At 39.3% G+C, this 18,493-nt stretch carries 24 protein-coding genes; 6 read left to right on the forward strand and 18 right to left on the reverse strand.

The window, feature by feature from the left end:
* Positions 1-5: 5 nt before the first annotated feature.
* The 6 genes from VUI23_RS11415 to VUI23_RS11440 form a co-directional block, all read right to left on the reverse strand.
* Positions 6-377 (reverse strand): MerR family transcriptional regulator, encoded by a 372-nt coding sequence (locus VUI23_RS11415; RefSeq protein ID WP_342804450.1) that lies wholly within the window; start codon positions 375-377, stop codon positions 6-8.
* A 96-nt stretch (positions 378-473) separates the two neighbouring features.
* Positions 474-1,370, reverse strand: a complete 897-nt coding sequence (locus tag VUI23_RS11420) for a PhzF family phenazine biosynthesis protein (RefSeq protein ID WP_342804451.1) — start codon at positions 1,368-1,370, stop codon at positions 474-476.
* 40 nt (positions 1,371-1,410) lie between these two features.
* A complete protein-coding gene (locus VUI23_RS11425) occupies positions 1,411-1,803 on the reverse strand; it encodes a hypothetical protein (protein WP_342804452.1) in 393 nt (130 codons plus the stop codon).
* A 28-nt stretch (positions 1,804-1,831) separates the two neighbouring features.
* Entirely contained in the window at positions 1,832-2,095 is a 264-nt protein-coding gene (locus tag VUI23_RS11430) for a hypothetical protein (RefSeq protein WP_342804453.1), read from the reverse strand.
* A gap of 530 nt (positions 2,096-2,625) precedes the next feature.
* The gene (locus tag VUI23_RS11435; RefSeq protein WP_342804454.1) at positions 2,626-2,910 is read right to left on the reverse strand and encodes a helix-turn-helix domain-containing protein; all 285 of its coding nucleotides are present in this window, start codon (positions 2,908-2,910) and stop codon (positions 2,626-2,628) included.
* On the reverse strand, positions 2,903-3,130 hold the full coding sequence (locus VUI23_RS11440; RefSeq protein ID WP_342804455.1) for a type II toxin-antitoxin system RelE/ParE family toxin: 228 nt from the start codon (positions 3,128-3,130) through the stop codon (positions 2,903-2,905). The genes VUI23_RS11435 and VUI23_RS11440 overlap by 8 nt, the downstream gene beginning before the upstream one ends.
* 285 nt (positions 3,131-3,415) lie before the next feature.
* On the opposite strand from VUI23_RS11440, the gene VUI23_RS11445 reads away from it, so the two are divergent.
* Together VUI23_RS11445 and VUI23_RS11450 are read left to right on the forward strand one after the other, a co-directional pair.
* On the forward strand, positions 3,416-3,661 hold the full coding sequence (locus tag VUI23_RS11445; protein WP_216046738.1) for a type II toxin-antitoxin system CcdA family antitoxin: 246 nt from the start codon (positions 3,416-3,418) through the stop codon (positions 3,659-3,661).
* Positions 3,661-3,978, forward strand: coding sequence for a CcdB family protein (locus VUI23_RS11450; RefSeq protein WP_342804456.1), 318 nt, complete (start codon positions 3,661-3,663; stop codon positions 3,976-3,978). The genes VUI23_RS11445 and VUI23_RS11450 overlap by 1 nt, the downstream gene beginning before the upstream one ends.
* Positions 3,979-4,053: 75 nt before the next feature.
* Here the strand turns inward: VUI23_RS11450 and VUI23_RS11455 are convergent, their stop codons facing one another.
* The 4 genes from VUI23_RS11455 to VUI23_RS11470 form a co-directional block, all read right to left on the reverse strand.
* Complete coding sequence (locus VUI23_RS11455; protein ID WP_342804457.1) at positions 4,054-4,353, reverse strand: type II toxin-antitoxin system RelE/ParE family toxin; 300 nt, start codon at positions 4,351-4,353, stop codon at positions 4,054-4,056.
* Complete coding sequence (locus tag VUI23_RS11460; RefSeq protein ID WP_216046741.1) at positions 4,341-4,598, reverse strand: type II toxin-antitoxin system Phd/YefM family antitoxin; 258 nt, start codon at positions 4,596-4,598, stop codon at positions 4,341-4,343. The genes VUI23_RS11455 and VUI23_RS11460 overlap by 13 nt, the downstream gene beginning before the upstream one ends.
* Before the next feature lie 151 nt (positions 4,599-4,749).
* Entirely contained in the window at positions 4,750-5,352 is a 603-nt protein-coding gene (locus VUI23_RS11465; RefSeq protein ID WP_342804458.1) for a PEP-CTERM sorting domain-containing protein, read from the reverse strand.
* Between the two features lie 234 nt (positions 5,353-5,586).
* Positions 5,587-6,015, reverse strand: a complete 429-nt coding sequence (locus VUI23_RS11470) for a hypothetical protein (RefSeq protein ID WP_342804459.1) — start codon at positions 6,013-6,015, stop codon at positions 5,587-5,589.
* A gap of 131 nt (positions 6,016-6,146) precedes the next feature.
* Between VUI23_RS11470 and VUI23_RS11475 the strand changes: the two genes are divergently transcribed.
* A complete protein-coding gene (locus VUI23_RS11475; protein ID WP_342804460.1) occupies positions 6,147-7,301 on the forward strand; it encodes an IS110 family transposase in 1,155 nt (384 codons plus the stop codon).
* A gap of 430 nt (positions 7,302-7,731) precedes the next feature.
* Here the strand turns inward: VUI23_RS11475 and VUI23_RS11480 are convergent, their stop codons facing one another.
* Both VUI23_RS11480 and VUI23_RS11485 read right to left on the reverse strand, forming a co-directional pair.
* Positions 7,732-8,121 carry a hypothetical protein gene (locus tag VUI23_RS11480; protein ID WP_342804461.1) on the reverse strand — a complete coding sequence of 130 codons (390 nt, stop codon included), beginning with the start codon at positions 8,119-8,121 and terminating at the stop codon, positions 7,732-7,734.
* Positions 8,108-8,380, reverse strand: coding sequence for a hypothetical protein (locus VUI23_RS11485; RefSeq protein WP_342804462.1), 273 nt, complete (start codon positions 8,378-8,380; stop codon positions 8,108-8,110). Before VUI23_RS11485 ends, VUI23_RS11480 begins: the two co-directional genes overlap by 14 nt.
* Before the next feature lie 155 nt (positions 8,381-8,535).
* On the opposite strand from VUI23_RS11485, the gene VUI23_RS11490 reads away from it, so the two are divergent.
* Complete coding sequence (locus VUI23_RS11490) at positions 8,536-9,690, forward strand: IS110 family transposase (protein ID WP_342804460.1); 1,155 nt, start codon at positions 8,536-8,538, stop codon at positions 9,688-9,690.
* A gap of 377 nt (positions 9,691-10,067) precedes the next feature.
* Here the strand turns inward: VUI23_RS11490 and VUI23_RS11495 are convergent, their stop codons facing one another.
* The 3 genes from VUI23_RS11495 to VUI23_RS11505 form a co-directional block, all read right to left on the reverse strand.
* Positions 10,068-12,026 (reverse strand): UvrD-helicase domain-containing protein, encoded by a 1,959-nt coding sequence (locus VUI23_RS11495; RefSeq protein WP_342804463.1) that lies wholly within the window; start codon positions 12,024-12,026, stop codon positions 10,068-10,070.
* 130 nt (positions 12,027-12,156) lie between these two features.
* On the reverse strand, positions 12,157-13,056 hold the full coding sequence (locus VUI23_RS11500; protein WP_342804464.1) for an HNH endonuclease: 900 nt from the start codon (positions 13,054-13,056) through the stop codon (positions 12,157-12,159).
* Between the two features lie 504 nt (positions 13,057-13,560).
* The gene (locus VUI23_RS11505; RefSeq protein ID WP_342804465.1) at positions 13,561-13,998 is read right to left on the reverse strand and encodes a hypothetical protein; all 438 of its coding nucleotides are present in this window, start codon (positions 13,996-13,998) and stop codon (positions 13,561-13,563) included.
* Between the two features lie 462 nt (positions 13,999-14,460).
* Between VUI23_RS11505 and VUI23_RS11510 the strand changes: the two genes are divergently transcribed.
* Positions 14,461-14,841 (forward strand): hypothetical protein, encoded by a 381-nt coding sequence (locus VUI23_RS11510; protein ID WP_216047437.1) that lies wholly within the window; start codon positions 14,461-14,463, stop codon positions 14,839-14,841.
* Positions 14,842-15,111: 270 nt separating this feature from the next.
* The gene (locus VUI23_RS11515) at positions 15,112-15,510 is read left to right on the forward strand and encodes a hypothetical protein (protein WP_216047438.1); all 399 of its coding nucleotides are present in this window, start codon (positions 15,112-15,114) and stop codon (positions 15,508-15,510) included.
* A 17-nt stretch (positions 15,511-15,527) separates the two neighbouring features.
* On the opposite strand, the gene VUI23_RS11520 is transcribed toward VUI23_RS11515, so the two are convergent.
* From VUI23_RS11520 to bamC, 3 genes are all read right to left on the reverse strand, one after another.
* Entirely contained in the window at positions 15,528-16,142 is a 615-nt protein-coding gene (locus tag VUI23_RS11520; RefSeq protein WP_216047439.1) for a flavin reductase family protein, read from the reverse strand.
* A gap of 91 nt (positions 16,143-16,233) precedes the next feature.
* On the reverse strand, positions 16,234-17,337 hold the full coding sequence (locus VUI23_RS11525) for a phosphoribosylaminoimidazolesuccinocarboxamide synthase (RefSeq protein WP_303500933.1): 1,104 nt from the start codon (positions 17,335-17,337) through the stop codon (positions 16,234-16,236).
* 36 nt (positions 17,338-17,373) lie between these two features.
* On the reverse strand, positions 17,374-18,480 hold the full coding sequence (gene bamC / locus VUI23_RS11530) for an outer membrane protein assembly factor BamC (protein ID WP_303500934.1): 1,107 nt from the start codon (positions 18,478-18,480) through the stop codon (positions 17,374-17,376).
* Between the last annotated feature and the right edge of the window lie 13 nt (positions 18,481-18,493).

Below are 18,493 nucleotides of genomic sequence, written 5' to 3' on the forward strand. Positions count from 1 at the left end.
CGTTTTTAATTGTCTGCGTGGTCAAACGAAAATTGATCAATCAGTTCTTTTTTTAATGATCCTAACTCAACATCTAACTGTTTGGCTTGTTCGATCGCGATTTTAATTTGCTTCTGCTTTTGCTCTATTGCATCTATAGCAATCTCGATCGGAAAGCGATTCTCTTTCGCCTTAACCTTCATCATCGGCAGCATTTCTGAAAGTTTAAAGCCCAGAGATTGCGCCCGCTTTATCATTGAGATTATAACTACATGATGCTTATCATAAATGCGGTACTTTCCTAATCTAGACACCTCCGACAACAACCCTAGCTCCTCGTAGTGATGGATCGCTTTTTTTGACGCGCCGGTTAGCTTCGAAACTTCTCCTATATACATGTTTTCACTCAATTCTAAGTCGGGTGTAACACCACAATAAGCGGCGGTGAAACCGTCCGTTTACTTTTCTTGTTGGGCCATTTTGGGCAAGCTTTTTTAGCATAAAATATATACCCCATCTATCCTTAAGACTGCTCCTCCACCAAACCAGACCTGACAATTTTCAATATCAGTTTCTGTTGAAAAAATCTGCACGTAATTCGGGGAGTCTCGGAAACTATTTTGCTCTATTTTTATCATCTCGCCATCCCACTTTCCGTGCTTTAAGAGATAATAACCTAAAGCTGAATTGCCTGAACCTGTTGCTGGATCTTCAAGGTAACCAAATGTTGGTGCGAAAACTCTCGTCCGATATTTACACTCTTGAGCAACAGTTTCTGACGAATACAAGATAATAATATCCACTCCAATTTGTATGCAAAATTTGTTGAGAGTTTGAAGGTCTGGCGTCACAGAAAGTATGGACTCTAGTCCAGCTATAGGGACAATAAGAGTCTCAAGCCCTCCGTTCACAATTTGGATTGGTTGTAATTGGTCAATGTCATTAATGTGACAATTAAATGCTGAGACAATATCAGTTATGCTAATATTTTTTGAGGAGAACCGAGCGGGTGGTGCCGATATATAAACGCTTTTCTCACTTTTGTAACGGTTTTCAACCATTAAACGATCAGTCATTGTCGAGATAGACAATATTGACTTTTCTTGCATTGCCTTACTATTGGCGACTATGTCGTTTAGGATAGCTATTGTTGCATGTCCGCAGAAGGCGACCTCTCTTTCAGAAGAAAAATATCGAAGGTGGTAATCAGTATCAGTCCCTGGACTGACATAACCAACCTCACTGACAAACCCTTTCAGTTCTTTTGCTAGTTGTAACATTTCCGCACTGGAAAGCTTTTCTGCTGAGTCAAGATATACTACAGCTGCTGGATTCCCTGTTGAATATTGGGAGGCAAAAGCATCTATCTTTTTGAATCTTAATGTATGCATGAATTTCCCTTGCGCCTAACGCCGTAATAACCTTACTTTGTTAACTACTGAGCTTGGATGCACTTTTAACCTCCAAGATAAATGAATTTGCAGTTATAAACCATTCGTACCATGGTTCTGTTTGTTTAAACCCTTCGAATAAAAACACTCCATCCATAAAATATGCATGCATGATTTCATCCAGGGGAAATTTTGGCTCGGGATGATCCTTTGCTGCCTTGTCATCATCCCAATAGGTGGCTCTCTCTTCAGCTACACCGAGAATTTCTAATGTAGCTTCTTCGACCTTCCAGTCTTGGCCTCCTGACCCAGGGTGTTCTTTTGAAATAAATGCACCTTTTATATCCAAAATAACAGATTCAGACTGACGCTTAATTTTTTCAATTGAAGCGTCATGAAATCCTAGTTTGTCAAAGTCGGTGGTCAATTTCATAGGCAGTTAACAATATTCTTATGTGACATTACCTCACGCACTTTTTTATAAAATGACCACAAACCGCAGCCAGCCCAAAGAATAGGAGAGAAAAAGCGATCATCCCGACTAAAGGACCAATGATTGCATCTTTACCCTCCTTGTCGCTAAAAACTACTTCTGATACGCCATAAAGAACGCCCCCCCCTGCGACTGAGAAAAAGAAAAAGCCAATAAGCATTGAGAAAAACACCAATGGTTTTTGCAATCGGTCAAATTGCAAACCAATCAATATAGATTCAATTAACCCCACTTCAATTTCCTTGGCACATAACGCTTAACATATGGGATTTTAGGAGCGCTTTTTCAGCGAGTAAAATTCCCACAATGATTTTTTTGTTATGTGCCATTAGAGCCCCCATAATTGATTGGTGATGGCTAAAAGGTAAAAACAAAAATATACCGATAAAACAGCCAGCAGCCCAGATAATGGAATTACCCAAAATCTTAACTTACTAGTTTTTATTGTAGTAACCATGGGGATACCATTTAACCAAATACTAGCACTTACCAATAAAGCACTGCCGAATTGGCTAATTTCATGTTCTGGTTCCCAAGTATGCCAACCCAAGATAAATAGTAAACATAGAAACACCAACCAAAGAGCAGTAAAATAACGTGGCCTTTCCTTAGCACGAACCCAAAACAGGTAGGCGAACACTAGACAAGAGGTTGGAATTAAAAGAACGGAAAATTCAAAAAATGTCATAGTCTATTGGCTCATAACAATTACCATAAGCGGGGGGCCCGTGCTCTTCGGGAACGTCCGACTTCATGTTTTTGTTAGCCAAGTGCTCGCAAAACCGCTTGAGGTTCTTTAGCAACCACGTTTAACAAAGCAAGTGCTGGGCCATGTGGATTACGATCACCTCTTTCCCAGTGACGTAGAGTTGAAACGCTAATACAAAATTTCGAAGCAAACTCCATTTGAGTTAGTCCAAGATTTTGCCGTATTTCAGCCACATTAACGTCTGGAGCTCTATGAACTCTGGCTGCTACTTTTTTGCCATCGTTCAGATCTATTGCTTCTTTTAGACCTTGAGCAATACTTTCAAATGCACTAGTCATTATGTTTCTCCAAAGCTTTTACTACCAATATTTTGACAAGTTTCGAAAGAGAGTTTCTATCGGTTTTCGTTAAATTAGCCCGTTCATTCTTCCCAAACATCGTTAATAAATAAAGCGGAATACGTTCATCATGATAGTAGTATATTACCCGAATGCCTCCGCTCTTACCCTTATTGCCTTTACTCCAACGCAATTTCCGAATACCACCAGTACCTTCCATTAGAGTCCTCGCTTTGGGATGCTCAGATAAGTAGTCAATAACATCCTTGCGCTCTGATTCATTTAAAGAGAATCAGTACGTTTGATGTACTCAGGTAGTTCGGCTATTGTATTTTGCATTCACAGAGCGTAATCCAATGGATTACCAAAATCAAATAGAGAATTGAATGGCTAACGTCCCAATGAGCGCAGCGAATGAGCATGATGTGTTAGTCATATGCCAACCATGCTTTTAAATGCGCATTACTATGCGTATACTGATTAAAAATTAAGTTGGAGCATAGCAATGGCAGACCTTTACGATTTAGCCGCACCTAAAAAGGCAACAAATTTAAGCCTCAATAGTGATTTGTTAGAAAAGGCCAGAAGCTTAAAAATTAACTTGTCTGCAACCCTAGAGCAAGCATTAAGCAATAAACTTAAATTTATAGAAGCTGAAAAATGGAAACAAGAAAACAAGGCTGCGGTAGAGGCCTACAATGAATTTGTCGCCGAGAACGGTAGTTTAAGCGATGAGTACAGGGATTTTTAATGCCGCAATTTGATGTATACAAAAATCCAAGTAAGAAAACGAGAGAGGCTTATCCTTATCTAGTCGACGTCCAAAATTCGGTAATCGATCAATTGGCCACTCGCTTAGTTGTGCCATTGACAAATGTAAACGCTAAACCCAGCATGTTAATGAAAAAATTAACGCCTGAAATAGAGTTTGATAGCAGCACTTACTTATTTATGACCCAGCAGCTTACCTCTATACCCGAAGATGTGCTTAAAAACCCTGTTGGTACATTAGAAGCGTCAAGAGCGTTGTTGATAGATGCGATAGACTTCGCCATCACTGGCATATAACGCTTTGCATATGGGGATTTTAGGAGCGCTTTACCAGCAGTAAAATTCCAACCATGAAGTTTTTGTTAGCCGTATTTAGCTGCGTAAAATAAACTTTCTCAGATCACGCTCTTGCCGCATAACATGAAGTATATAAACTAGATCATTATCTATTTTATAAAAAATACGACATGGATTAACAACAACTTCTCTATAGTTTAAGTTTTTTAATTCACGCGGGATTTTCCCCGATTCAGGATGTCTCTCTAGTCTAGTAACTTTATCAAACACCTTTTGTGCTAAATTTTTGGCTGCAGGTAAATTACTTAACGCAATATATTCAACTATTTCGTTTAAGTCATTTAAAGCAGGAGCAGTCCATTTTACTTCAGCCATTTACTCATTTTTTCTTTTGCATCTTCATTAGAGAATGTATCGCCATTTCTAATAGCTTGCTCGCCTCGAGCAACACCTTCGAGTATCTGCATTCGTTGTTGCATGAACTCATAGTCATCTACATCAACTAAATATGCAGACGGTTGTCCATGCTCTGTTATTAACACTGGTTCTTTTGACGAATGTAGCTCAGCCAATATCTTGGTTGCTTGTCGCTTTAATGTTGTTACTAGCTCTACTCTCATGATGAATCCAATTATAAAATGCGCAAATGTATCACTATAGTATCACACGCGTTTGCCGTTTCAAATTTACGGCTAACGCTCGCATAACCCGCAAGCAAAAAAATAGGGCAGTAAAGCCCCATTTTTTTGCTTGTCCGAGTTAATGCGCTTGTTAGGCTTTTGCTTTTTTACGAGAAAAACCCAAGCCAGCCAACCCAAGACCTAACAAAGCAATGGAAGTAGGCTCTGGCACTGACGTAGCGCTCTCGGTTACATAGCTAAAGTCATCGATTTTAACCCAGTCGGCATACTGTCCGACAAACTCCACTCGAGAAATATTCGTTGTGTTTGCACCAATAAAACCAATGTAAGGCGATGTTTGAGCAGGAACAAATAGGCTTTCTAGAAGGGTGCTTGAATCATCAAAAATATTCATATTCCAATACCCATCAGCGGCACCCCATATCATGCCGAAAGCTGAAACCGATGTAGAGAAGTCAATATTGAATGATCCTACCGCTGCGCTGGTTGAAAGCTCCAACCCGGAAGTTCCATATACTCCACCGGTAGTATAATTCGCAATTCCTAAGGTGCCTGTTCCTGCATTTGAAAATGTAACATCACCAATAGTGTAGCTAGAAGACGAGCCAATAGTCTGCGACTCAAAGTCAATTACAGTAGCCCCTGATATTGAAGAGTCGGAGGAGCTTGTTATCAGCCCTGCGTTTGCTGTACTGGCAAAAATACACGCAAACAGAAGCATTGATATTTTCATAAGAAAACCCTTTTAATAATTGTTAAATATAAACCCAATGACGAAGAGCAATAAACGGGCCAGTTTTTAACCTATTGTTTTTGTTCTATCTTTCTGTTTTCCCAATGGCGAGTGTAAAATTAATCGACACCATCTTAATGCCTAACGCTCCGCATAAATGGCGGATAACAGTTGGCTAAACTTAGCGAAGAATGAGCGCCAGCCAACTGTTAGGCGTCCATTTTTATGCGTTTGTTAGATTGCCTGTTTGCAATACTGATCAACGTAAAAAGTAATTCTTTCGTTAAATACGGATTCAAGTCTACTTTTTAGCTTCTTCGAAAGTTCCTCAGCCAATGTATGATCATTTTTGTCGAAATCGTACGATGACGAAGAGTAGCAGAATTCATTTAGAAAATTTTGAACTGCAAATTGATAGTTACTTGAATTTTCGTATATCGCGTGAACGTGTTGTTTCATTTCCTGGGAAAGTATTCTCTCACCACCTTCTTGAATTTTAACTAGTGCATTGTCAGTTGCAAACGAGTCGAGAACAGTAATGAGTTCTGCCTTATCCATATCTGAAACTGAAAAATGCATTGTTCCATATGGCTCATGATGTATTCGATAACACGAGGACAGACTAATCAATGACAGTAAAACTAAAGATTTCAGAAACTTCATGGGCAATCTAGACACAATGACTCCCTTTGATAATGCTAGCCTCCGCATTTTCGTGGGTTAGCTAAAAGCCACCAGAGCGCTGGCCGGAACCATAATTAGTTTGCTAAAGACTAAATCATTTGGAGGCTAGCATGAACAAACATAGCATAATTTTTTTAGCATTGGATACTCACAAAGAATTTAACGAAGTGGCTTATTGCGAAGAGCAACGAGGGGCACAGCCTGTGCATTATGGCAGAATACCGTCGTCTAAAGTCAGCATGAAAAAACTCATAAGGCAGTTCGAGTCTAAATATCCAGGTGCAACATTACATGTTGTCTATGAAGCAGGACCGTGTGGCTATTGGATTTATCGTTTGATCACCAGCCTAGGCCACTGTTGTTATGTGGTCGCACCGTCCCTCATTCCTAAAAAGCCGGGTGAACGGATTAAAACGGACAGACGTGATGCACTCAAACTAGTCAAATTACTCAAATCAGAAGATCTCACGCCTATCTATGTACCCGAGCCAGAAGATGAAGCGGTGCGGGATTTATCTCGCGCACGTGAAGCGGCGATGAAAGATTTAAAAGAAGCTAAGTACCAACTCAAAGCGTTGTTGCTACGTAATAATATTCGTTATGCAGGCTCCGCCAATTGGTCAAAGAAACACTTGCGCTGGTTAACCGAATTGATACTGCCCCACCCAGCTCAGCACATCGTTTTGCAAGAACAACTGCAAACCATTGAAGAACGAATACGTCGCTTAGAACGACTCGACAATGAGTTAACCCACCATGTATTTCAATGGCGATATTATCCTGTGGTAAAAGCAATTCAGGCAATGCGGGGAGTAAGATTACTAGTTGCAGTAGGCGTAGTCGCTGAACTCGGAGACTTACATCGTTTTGACCACCCCAGAAAACTAATGGCTTACCTCGGTCTGGTTCCCAGTGAACATTCGTCAGGCGGAAAACGGCATTTAGGGGCCATTACCAAATGCGGTAATGGTCGAGCAAGACGGTTACTCATTGAGGGCGCTCACAGTTATCGATACCCAGCTAATATCTCGACGGATATTCAATTACGACAGGAAGGCTTACCCAAAGATATCGTCGATATTGCTTGGAAAGCACAACTTCGATTGTGTAAACGCTATCAACGCATGAATAAAAAAGGCAAACATTACAATTTAATCATTACTGCAATTGCCCGAGAAATGGCAGCCTACATTTGGGCCATTGCCAAAGAGGTGGTACTCACACCAGTAAACCCCAAACTAAGATTAAGTCGAGTACCCGCATGATGACAAGTTTTGAGTTAACGCATTCGGATCAGGCCGCGGAATGTGGCACAACCTACGAGGGCGTTATGATGGCAGTAACTTAACCGTTATTGATCCACGAGCATAGACTGATGAGAAGGTGCAACCGGTGACCGGCGCGGGACAAAACGAGTAAGGTCAGCTCTGCTTAGTCACTGAATAAGTAACCTACGGATACCAGCATGACAACCGACGACATTACTGCCTCATCCGGTGCATTAGCTCAATTTATTTGAGTGAATGAATAACTAATTATGGACCGAAAAAATGTCAGGGAGACACTCGGTTTTTATTGACAAAGGGAGTCATACCAACGCCGCATTAAGCGGAACAAAAATTGTTGGTTAAACTTGTTGAGGCACGAAACATAACCAACAATTTTTGTTCCGTTTAAATGCCTTGTTAGCTGCCCTTAACTCTCATCTGAATCTTTAATTTTACAAATAAGAAAATCAGTTGAGCTTTCCTTCCAGTTAAGCCACATAGCAATGAGACTAACTAAAAGCCAAACTCCTGAGCCGATTGCAGACAAAACAAAAATAGCTTCCCATGTACTTGCTGGTATTCCAAATTTTGCAGAGAATGTAGCTGATACATTAGCTAACACAACTGAAATAAATAAACCTAATGGGGCTAACCAACCTTTTCTAGTTCCCATTCGCTTAATGTGCTTTATAAGGATGTTTTCCAGTTTATCTTCTGTTATTTCGATTAGATCAGACTTAACATTTGATCTACGCTCGTTAACAAAACGACTTTCATCACCTGTGCTAAAACTCGCTACTTGATCATTGTTTTCCATTAGTAGCCTCCTCTTTAGGAAGCATATCCAATGCACCAAGGGCATGGGAAGTTAATGCACCGCAATTATTACAAGCGATATGAGCTACAGGGACACTCGGACCGCCAAAAACAATACCACCTGTAAAGTCATCTTGTAGCTGGATATTTGTATACCCTTCTAATACTGTGAATGCATTTTGACCACATCTATGGCAAGGTTTCGTTGCCCCTTTTTCACTAAGTTTTTGTGCAACTTTATCTCTATCCAGTGATTTCAAACTTTCTCCTTACTTTAATTCTGCATGGCAGCTAGACACAATGACTCCCTTTGATAATGCTAGCCTCCGCATTTTCGTGGGTTAGCTAAAAGCCACCAGAGCGCTGGCCGGAACCATAATTAGTTTGCTAAAGACTAAATCATTTGGAGGCTAGCATGAACAAACATAGCATAATTTTTTTAGCATTGGATACTCACAAAGAATTTAACGAAGTGGCTTATTGCGAAGAGCAACGAGGGGCACAGCCTGTGCATTATGGCAGAATACCGTCGTCTAAAGTCAGCATGAAAAAACTCATAAGGCAGTTCGAGTCTAAATATCCAGGTGCAACATTACATGTTGTCTATGAAGCAGGACCTTGTGGCTATTGGATTTATCGTTTGATCACCAGCCTAGGCCACTGTTGTTATGTGGTCGCACCGTCCCTCATTCCTAAAAAGCCGGGTGAACGGATTAAAACGGACAGACGTGATGCACTCAAACTAGTCAAATTACTCAAATCAGAAGATCTCACGCCTATCTATGTACCCGAGCCAGAAGATGAAGCGGTGCGGGATTTATCTCGCGCACGTGAAGCGGCGATGAAAGATTTAAAAGAAGCTAAGTACCAACTCAAAGCGTTGTTGCTACGTAATAATATTCGTTATGCAGGCTCCGCCAATTGGTCAAAGAAACACTTGCGCTGGTTAACCGAATTGATACTGCCCCACCCAGCTCAGCACATCGTTTTGCAAGAACAACTGCAAACCATTGAAGAACGAATACGTCGCTTAGAACGACTCGACAATGAGTTAACCCACCATGTATTTCAATGGCGATATTATCCTGTGGTAAAAGCAATTCAGGCAATGCGGGGAGTAAGATTACTAGTTGCAGTAGGCGTAGTCGCTGAACTCGGAGACTTACATCGTTTTGACCACCCCAGAAAACTAATGGCTTACCTCGGTCTGGTTCCCAGTGAACATTCGTCAGGCGGAAAACGGCATTTAGGGGCCATTACCAAATGCGGTAATGGTCGAGCAAGACGGTTACTCATTGAGGGCGCTCACAGTTATCGATACCCAGCTAATATCTCGACGGATATTCAATTACGACAGGAAGGCTTACCCAAAGATATCGTCGATATTGCGTGGAAAGCACAACTTCGATTGTGTAAACGCTATCAACGCATGAATAAAAAAGGCAAACATTACAATTTAATCATTACTGCAATTGCCCGAGAAATGGCAGCCTACATTTGGGCCATTGCCAAAGAGGTGGTACTCACACCAGTAAACCCCAAACTAAGATTAAGTCGAGTACCCGCATGATGACAAGTTTTGAGTTAACGCATTCGGATCAGGCCGCGGAATGTGGCACAACCTACGAGGGCGTTATGATGGCAGTAACTTAACCGTTATTGATCCACGAGCATAGACTGATGAGAAGGTGTCACGGCGGAACGAGTAAGGTCAGCTCTGCTTATTCACTGAATAAGTAACCTACGGATACCAGCATGACAACCGACGACATTACTGCCTCATCCGGTGCGTTAGCTCAATTTATTTGAGTGAAAGAATAATTAATTATGGACCGAAAAAATGTCAGGGAGACACTCGGTTTTTATTGACAAAGGGAGTCATACCAACGCCGTGCTCTGCGGCAATTTTGTAGTGTAGCGGAAAAATTGTCCGACAGCAGCACTTTGTTATGCTCTTTCCATATCGTTTTCTATAGCGCCTGATAATTGAATTACTTCAAGAGCGCTTTCAAAGAAGTTGGAATATTTAGAGTTTTTTATGACAAAAACAACCAGGTTGAACTTTGCCCTTGTGAGGCCAACGTAAACCAACTCCGCGTTATCTAGCTCATTAACAATCAAAAAAACAGTTGGTGATTCATAACCTTTAAAACTATGTATTGTCGATATCTTTAAAACACCACTATTCAGGTTAAATCCATATTTTTTATTACTTCTTATTTTTTCAATTTCACTACGGCCTATGCGTAAAGATTCATAAGCTTCTTTGGTTTCAAATGTTGTCAAAGTTTTTTCGTTAAAATTTGGATTTTTTCTTATTAAAAAATCGATTTCCCGCATTTGAGAAATGCTGGATGAAAGAATAACCATGTCATTTGGGTGAATAGATTCACGTTTTGCGACAGAAAAAACATAATTAACAATTGAATTGATATCGCTTGCGTCAATCAATACACATTGATTGACCCCAACTCCTAACAACGCGGGTTGCATCGCCTCTGCAAAATCGAGTTCGTACCGACCACTAAAAAATACTTCCTGAAACCTTTTTGCAACATCTAATATGTGAGAATCTTCTTTATAACGAAAAGATTTAGACAGCTTATTCCAGCGACCAAAACCTTGAACTACTTTTGTGGCATTTTCTTCATCAATTTCCCTTTCGTAAATATTCTGCTTCTCGTCCCCAAAAAGAACCATTTCACCTTGGTCAGTTAAAAAGTATTTACGTATTATTTTTATCCACTCAGGCTTATAGTCTTGAATTTCATCGATTAATATTGTGTCGAATTTCTCTTCAATTTCGCAACTTTCAAAAACATTTTCATTTGAGTAGTATTTCGAATCTAGGTAAGCACTGAGCTTATCTTTATCATTTTTCATTTCTTCAGGAACACTTACGTCTATTCCATATTGACTGAGTGCTGCACTCATAAATCTATGGTAGTTAATGATGCCAAAAGCTCCCCAGGAAAAATCACTTCTCACTTCATTTATTTTGTCTTTAATGTACATCCTAAGAGTAAGATTAAACGTGAGTATAAGAACGTTACCTCCATGTCTCGCATGTGCGTTTACAGCTCTTTTTGCCAGTACAGTGGTTTTACCTGATCCTGCAACACCTTTAATTTTCTCTCGTTTTCCTTGCTCGCTGGTTACAAGCCTTTCTTGAACCTTTGTGTACTCTATTTCTTTCCCATCATTAAGATAATGGAAAGGGGGCTGTAAATATCTTAAGAAAGTCTCATAGATTGATAATGGAAATATTTCACTTTTGCTAGAAAATGGAAACTTGAGCTTCATTAACTGGTCTTTGGTGACAGCATGTTTATATAAATCCCTTTCAAACCTTCTTATTTTTGAGTTCAGCCATTCTCTCTTTCTTTCATATTTATCATAGTCTATTGGGTTTTCAGCATATGTATTATTATGCTCTCTGAGCATATTCTTGAATTCGTCCATTCTGGGAGAAAAAAATCTTTGAATAGAGTCTTTGTTCTCGCTATGGAAATAAACGTAACAAGATATCGCCTTGTAAAAATTCTTATTGTTTAAGTTTTTTTCTAAAAGCCCATTAATATGAAGCTCAAACATATTCTTCTTGTAGCCAAAAACTTGGGCGAACGGTGAGCGTATTACCGCCCCATTTTTATTTACATGCCATTTGTTGTTTTCATCCAAATTATAAAATGACAAGTCCCAGTCTTTTACTTCGATTATGATTACACCCAATATCTGGTGAATAATAATAATGTCAGGTCTTTCACCATTAAAAAATGGCTGAAAGTATATCTCCACTTCCGCATCAAAATTCTGCGACAACTCATTCAGAAGAAATAACTCACCTTCAGTCGGCTTCTGCTTGCTTTTCTTGATGACTTCAAGGTTTGGAAATATTTTGGCCATACATTCTCAGTTTGACTGAACTACTTTGAGCATAACGCCGCAATAAGCGGACTAAAATAGTGGGTTATAATGTGTAGCGAAGCAAAACTTAACCCACTGTTTTAGTTCCGTTTAATTGACCTTGTTAGGTTTATTTTTTACGTTTGATAGCTTTTTTTAGGCTTTCTACAGAAAGCATTGGTTTGGCTCTATGTAATATTCGATGACAATTTGAACAAACAACTGCTAAATCAGATAATTTAGTTTTAATTATGCCGTCGCTTTTATGTAACGGTACCAAATGATGAATTTCACAAAACTCTTTCCCTGATTCTCCGTAAACCTCAAAAAAGTCGAAGTTACAAGCTTCACATTTTAAACCCCCTTTTTCTGCTAGAACTTTATTTCGCTTTTTCTTAATAATGCTTGAATTTCGCTCTCGGGCTATATGAGCTCTTAAACGAGGATTTCCTTCAGTTCCAAAAGCTTCTTCGTCTACATCAGGAGTGTCATCACTCTCTGTAATGCCACCAATTAAATCATTTACTTTTGATACATGAACCAAGCTATCCGGAGAATCTGCATACCAAACATTACTTTGTCCAATGCCTCCTTTTACTGCCCGAGGAATTAATAATGTACGCTTTTCTATAGGTAATAAAACAGCATTACTCCATAATGCTTTCACTCTATATGTTTCAACTCCATTAAGCCTTTGTTCGTCAGATGGTTGTAATAATCTCTGTTTTTCTCTGTAAACAGTAGCGTCTTTGTACCAACCAATCACTGCTGTCCCTCCAGATTCAGGTCCTGCTAGCCAAACAACGGTTACACCTTCAATGAATGAAGACTTTTTATCAGCTCCAAGCCTCTCTATTTTTATTTGCCCAGTTGGCTGTACATATCCGAATACAGATCCATTAACATTAGAAAAATTACATACTTCATGGCCAATTTCCGTGTCGTTATAGGCTCCACCACGTTCAATAGTGTCTCCATCGATACCTTCATATCTTTCCATCCAGCCAATATTACAAAATAGAATTGTCATAGAAACCTATTAAACCTAACGCCCGAATTTGCTGCACAAACTGGTGGCCTACACTTTGTGAGGCACGAACAATGGCCGCGAGTTTGGGTCAGCAACATTTGTTTGTTATTGCGCCACCCCACTTTACTTTCGCGGCTTTGCCGCCACAAGCCTGTAACACAACAACATTGATTAAAATTATTACCCTAGACTAAACCAAACTGCCAGAAAACTACAACTATTGATAAACGTTACTTTGGACTGAATTTGATAAAACTGGTTGGGAAGGAATTATTTTTAGTTAATTAAAGCACTGGCCGATTACGGAAAAAGGCGGTAGTTAACTCAAAGAAATACGGAAAATATCAGCCTTTAGAGCAACTAATAATTTGACGAGACAAAGCGCTATAACGCTTACAATAACGGGAAAAGCCGAATGCTTTGGCACGAAGTGCCAGCGAGGATTTTTCCCAATGAGCGAAGCGAATGATGTTGATTGTTTTGTTATGTTGCCCACTACAAATATTAGTATGAGTCATAAAACTCTTTAAACCTCTCTAGTGATTCTTCCTTATTTTGCCCAAGAAGAGGCTCGTTATAACTGATGCGTTCAGGTATGCCACCAGTTGAAAACTCTACTCTAATAAGTTCCATGTAATGACTTATACCGTAGCTTAGATCCTGAACGCCAAGAGTTTTATTTTCAGAGATTGGTTTAAAAGAATTTGCATGAATAAACAAAGATTCAAGTGAAGGACCATTCTTGTGATATTGGGCATTTATTTGTACTAGCTTAATTTCAACGCCTTTTAGATCAGGCATTTGTTCTAATAAAAAAGAGATAGAACTCTTTTCAATTGCAATAGTATCTAGGGACGCTAGCTCACCCCAAATTTGCTTTTCCGATCCCTGAGTTGAAGAAATAAAGAAAATAAATAAGCATGTAAGCATCTTCAATTTCAATTTTTCAAACCTCCACTGTCAATTGCAACATAACAATATTCTTAGTTAGAAAAATTCCTTGAAATAACACCGAAATTTTCCTTAATTATCTATTGTATCTTTTTTAGCATAGTAGGTAACTCCCTGTACAGTATAAAAATATAGGCAAACTAAATAATGATATTTGATTGGAATCTGGAAATTTTCTTGAAATCCGCTGTTATCTGGAAAAAAGCACTATTTTGGGATAAATCATTTATTGAGATTGATTGTTTTCCAGTTGAGGATGATTTTTAACGTTGTTTTCACTTAATAAGTAAAATTGATGCTTCGGCAAAGCAATACAATGATTTTTCTTCGCAGTGAAAAATAATTCCCTTTATACTTTCTCAAATTAAACGCTTATGTCATATTTAGATCAGGTGATAGTGAGTCCCCTCTAAAAACGAGTCATATTAATTAATTGGGTGGTGAACGGCTTCAATGAAAACGCCTCTTGGATCTTATCAATTTCGTGTTGAAGGCAACGTTGTTTATCAAACGTTTACCGGTATGTTTAGTGGCAGTACAGCTCAGGCATATTTGAGTGAAACGAGAAAAATGATTAGCCAATTTGATGGTAAACCCTTTTGTAATCTTATCGATATTCGCGCTATGGAGGGCCTTACTCCTGAGGGATATGAAATGATCGATAAATTTAATCAATGGGTGAATACCCAAAATTTGGCAGCCAAAGCGATCGTAGTTTCAAACGACGTTGTGGGAAAAATAGTGTCTGAAAGAGTACCTGAATTAAAAAAACAGAACTTAAGATATTTCCATGATTTTAACGAAGCTGTGAAGTGGATTAAACAGATAAAATAGACATTCCAAATTAGATAATTGCAAACCTAAGCAACCTCTCTCTATCAAAAAACACGCTTATAAACACTAAACCGATTTACTTCAGATTCAGCTTACTTTCAAGCGCACCAAACCAGCAAAAACAGCATTTTATGCGCCTTATACTTTAGGCTAAATTGGCATTATTTATGTTTATTTTATCGTCAACTTGACTATTATTCACCTATTCAAGGAATAATTTAACCCGTTTGCAACCTGGGCTATGCAAACTTAATCAAGAGGAAAATGATTATGAAAACGCCTTATGGTTCTTACAACCTGTATATCGACGGCAACATTGCATTTATGCGTTTCGTGGGAATGTTTAATGCTGCAACTACAACCCATCTTGCACAGGAGGCGCGAGAGTTGCTTGAACAGTTTGGCAATAAAGATTTTCTAATCTTTGCAGATATGCTGCAGTTAGAAGGTGCAACTCCTGAGGCTTACACTATTATTGATGAGTTTAATCAGTGGTTAAATACCCGTAATATGATAGGCAAAGCCTTACTCATAGAAAACAAGATTATCGCACAAATCGCTAGGCACAGAGTCAAATCTTTCAAACATCAAAATATTCAATATTTCAGCAATAAAGATGAAGCGTTAATGTGGTTTGAGGAAATCCAAAAACAACAAATAGCGAGTTAGCATTTTATTCGAATGAGTTATTTAGGTCTTAACATTTCAAATTTTTGTGCTTCATCTACTGAAAAATAGTCTCCTACCCCACCGCCGCGCATAATGGGTTGATTAAAGGCGGTTTGGTAAACACCATCGACAATTGCCGACTTTTCAATATGCACCGCAACGACTTCCCCTAAAACTAAAAAGGTCTCACAGAGGCTGTTATCTGCGGTTTTTAATTGAATAACCTGTGTCGTTTTACATTCCATAACCACTGGTGATTTGGCTACGTGTGGGGGGCTGATAATAGTTGATTTTCGCTTTTGTAAACCTGCCAATTCAAACTCATCGCCATCAACCATAGCACTCGTTTGGTTCATTTCTTCGGCTAACGTAGCGCTAACCAAATTCCAACAAAATTCACCGCTGCGTTGCGCATTTCTTGCACTGTCTTTATAACCGATGCTAGAAAAACCGATAATCGGTGGTGTGTAATTAAATGCGTTAAAAAAGCTATATGGCGCTAGGTTAGCAGAACCATCTTGATTGACTGTAGATATCCAACCAATTGGTCTTGGAGCGATAATGGCATTGAATGGATCATGTTTTAACGGATGACCATCTTTGGGCTGATAAAAATGATAGTTATTCGACATATTCCCCCCTGCAAAAGCCTAAACTTGACTCACGTTAATGCTTGTTTTGCGCTACTAACTTTTTTTGAGTTGAGCTATCGGACTGGTTAAATTAATCAACCAATCCGTAATTGTCTTTGAGCACGTCGATAATTTCTTGTTTAGGATTATCGCTAAGGTGTAATTGTTTACCGGTAATTTTTTCAGCTATATTCACGTAGGTTTGAGATAAATCCATAAGTGCTTGTTGCGGAAGTAAATTATTTTGCGCTAACGCGAACCGCTCGGTCATTCTGTCTTTGTTAAGCAAAATGTCAGGCTCAGGAAAATACTGCAATAGCATTTGTCTAAAGCCCTCTTTAGAATTCTCAATTACCTGTGAATTGCGATATGCAGGACCATCCCAAATACGTGACGAATCGGGAGTCCCCACTTCATCCATGTATATTAGCTTGTCGTTACCTTGTCTGTCTTTGACATAACCAAACTCGAATTTTGTATCAACAAATATTTGATCAATTTCAGCCAACGCCGAAGAGATAACATCAAAACCTTGCTTTAACAGCTTTTCGTACAAATCCACATCGCTTAATTGTTTAAAATTAAAACGGGTAAAATGCTCAACAATAGACTGCCTTGTTATGTTGGCATCATCTGCTTCTTGGACACCTGGTATCCCTTTCAGAACACCTTTCGTTGACGGCGTGATAAGCAATTCAGGTAATTTACTATCTTTTTCAAGACCTTCAGGTAATTTGATACCACAAAAGTCACGGTCACCTTTACTATATGCTCGCCACATAGAGCCGGTGATGTACTGTCGTCCAATAGCTTCAATTAGAACTGGTTTGGCTTTCTGTACTATCCAAACCAGTGGATGAGGAACATCAAGAATGTGGCTGTCTGCTAAACCCTGTTGTTTAAATAAATCAAACCAATGATTAGATATCGCATTTAACGCTGCACCTTTGCCAGGTACCCCGTCTAAACCACCTTCAGCGCGCCAGACACAATCAAACGCAGAAATACGGTCACTGATAACCATCACTGCTAAAGGCGTGTCTTCTGCCACATCATAATTGTGTTGCTGAATCAGCCGGCGACTGTCTTGTTCAGTTAACCAATATACCGAGCGAACCTTTCCGCTATGAACGGGAGCATGGGTTCGAATCGGTAAGTCATCATTTACCGCTAAAACCGTGTTGGCTAAACTCATTTGTTGCAAATTCCAATTAAATGCTAGTTGTTTCGATTAAATATCTAAGTTCTCTGTGCCCATCGCTTCTTTAAACGCAGGGAACAAATCAGTCACTTTTTTGACTTCAAAGGGTTCGCTTTCTTCACTCAATAAGGTAAATGACGTTTTCGGACCTTGTTTCTTAACTTGGATACGGTAGTCGGTTTTTTCTAAATCAAGCTGACCATCACTCTTAGAGAATAAGTTATCCCACCAAGAACTCTCAGCTCCACCGTAATTTACAAACAGCAACCCAGTCGATTTATCTAAATCTTTCACGTTAAAGCCCAGTTTACGGAGCACTAACAATAGACGGGGCCAAACCAAATCATATTGACCATCAACTACATAAGCAGGATTGCCATCTGGGTTGAATCCCATTTCCAGACCAAACCCACTACGAATTTGACGAATTCTCTTTACATCTTCCAAGCGCACTTGCTTTTCGTAATGACTAATAACTTGGTTTAATATTTCTACTTCGTTACGGCGAGATTGTTCGAAATTGATATCGGCAATAACATCATCACCAATGGTTTCTAGGTAATCACGTAATTGTACTTTCAGTTTTGCCGTTCGACCATGAGGTTTAATATCAAGGTTGAATTCAAAGCGTCGACCAATACTCCGCTCTGTCGTCGTCCAATTAAACCAGCCATTATCTTTATCAGGCTCAATAATCATCCAATCGGTTACTAATATTTGTGCTTCTTTGTCAAAATTCACGACACCGATATCCCGATCATCTAAAAAGCTGATAACCGAATTCCAAATCGTAGTATCTAAGGCTTCTGAATCATCAATTTGATCAAACCAAACCGTCGCTTCTTTTAAACCTTCTTCTACATGTGAGCCAGACACTAAAGGCAGGACTAAAGAAGGTGATGTCACCGTAACTTTATCTCCAACCAACTCTTTAGGGGCATTTTCTCCTATTGGAGGTATGTCATAATCACTCTTTAAATAGGGTGTATCTACGTCACTGGGTACTTTATACGGTACTTTTTCTTCAGCTTCTACGTAATCATAATTACCATTGGCACGTTGCCTTTCTTCAAGGCTAGTGCAACCGCTTAACGCGCCTACACCTAGACATACTGCTAACATTGTCAATCGAGCCATGCTTTTTTCCTTA

This window comes from Alteromonas sp. M12 (assembly GCF_037478005.1).
GTDB lineage: Bacteria > Pseudomonadota > Gammaproteobacteria > Enterobacterales > Alteromonadaceae > Aliiglaciecola > Aliiglaciecola lipolytica_A.

Excerpts from the sequence above, each read along its gene's own strand:
- VUI23_RS11415 (WP_342804450.1), bottom strand. The coding sequence starts at position 377 with ATGTATATAGGAGAAGTTTCGAAGCTAACCGGCGCGTCAAAAAAAGCG.
- VUI23_RS11420 (WP_342804451.1), bottom strand. The coding sequence starts at position 1,370 with ATGCATACATTAAGATTCAAAAAGATAGATGCTTTTGCCTCCCAATAT.
- VUI23_RS11425 (WP_342804452.1), bottom strand. The coding sequence starts at position 1,803 with ATGAAATTGACCACCGACTTTGACAAACTAGGATTTCATGACGCTTCA.
- VUI23_RS11435 (WP_342804454.1), bottom strand. The coding sequence starts at position 2,910 with ATGACTAGTGCATTTGAAAGTATTGCTCAAGGTCTAAAAGAAGCAATA.
- VUI23_RS11440 (WP_342804455.1), bottom strand. The coding sequence starts at position 3,130 with ATGGAAGGTACTGGTGGTATTCGGAAATTGCGTTGGAGTAAAGGCAAT.
- VUI23_RS11445 (WP_216046738.1), top strand. The coding sequence starts at position 3,416 with ATGGCAGACCTTTACGATTTAGCCGCACCTAAAAAGGCAACAAATTTA.
- VUI23_RS11450 (WP_342804456.1), top strand. The coding sequence starts at position 3,661 with ATGCCGCAATTTGATGTATACAAAAATCCAAGTAAGAAAACGAGAGAG.
- VUI23_RS11455 (WP_342804457.1), bottom strand. The coding sequence starts at position 4,353 with ATGGCTGAAGTAAAATGGACTGCTCCTGCTTTAAATGACTTAAACGAA.
- VUI23_RS11460 (WP_216046741.1), bottom strand. The coding sequence starts at position 4,598 with ATGAGAGTAGAGCTAGTAACAACATTAAAGCGACAAGCAACCAAGATA.
- VUI23_RS11465 (WP_342804458.1), bottom strand. The coding sequence starts at position 5,352 with ATGAAAATATCAATGCTTCTGTTTGCGTGTATTTTTGCCAGTACAGCA.
- VUI23_RS11470 (WP_342804459.1), bottom strand. The coding sequence starts at position 6,015 with ATGAAGTTTCTGAAATCTTTAGTTTTACTGTCATTGATTAGTCTGTCC.
- VUI23_RS11475 (WP_342804460.1), top strand. The coding sequence starts at position 6,147 with ATGAACAAACATAGCATAATTTTTTTAGCATTGGATACTCACAAAGAA.
- VUI23_RS11480 (WP_342804461.1), bottom strand. The coding sequence starts at position 8,121 with ATGGAAAACAATGATCAAGTAGCGAGTTTTAGCACAGGTGATGAAAGT.
- VUI23_RS11490 (WP_342804460.1), top strand. The coding sequence starts at position 8,536 with ATGAACAAACATAGCATAATTTTTTTAGCATTGGATACTCACAAAGAA.
- VUI23_RS11495 (WP_342804463.1), bottom strand. The coding sequence starts at position 12,026 with ATGGCCAAAATATTTCCAAACCTTGAAGTCATCAAGAAAAGCAAGCAG.
- VUI23_RS11500 (WP_342804464.1), bottom strand. The coding sequence starts at position 13,056 with ATGACAATTCTATTTTGTAATATTGGCTGGATGGAAAGATATGAAGGT.
- VUI23_RS11510 (WP_216047437.1), top strand. The coding sequence starts at position 14,461 with ATGAAAACGCCTCTTGGATCTTATCAATTTCGTGTTGAAGGCAACGTT.
- VUI23_RS11515 (WP_216047438.1), top strand. The coding sequence starts at position 15,112 with ATGAAAACGCCTTATGGTTCTTACAACCTGTATATCGACGGCAACATT.
- VUI23_RS11520 (WP_216047439.1), bottom strand. The coding sequence starts at position 16,142 with ATGTCGAATAACTATCATTTTTATCAGCCCAAAGATGGTCATCCGTTA.
- VUI23_RS11525 (WP_303500933.1), bottom strand. The coding sequence starts at position 17,337 with ATGAGTTTAGCCAACACGGTTTTAGCGGTAAATGATGACTTACCGATT.
- bamC (WP_303500934.1), bottom strand. The coding sequence starts at position 18,480 with ATGGCTCGATTGACAATGTTAGCAGTATGTCTAGGTGTAGGCGCGTTA.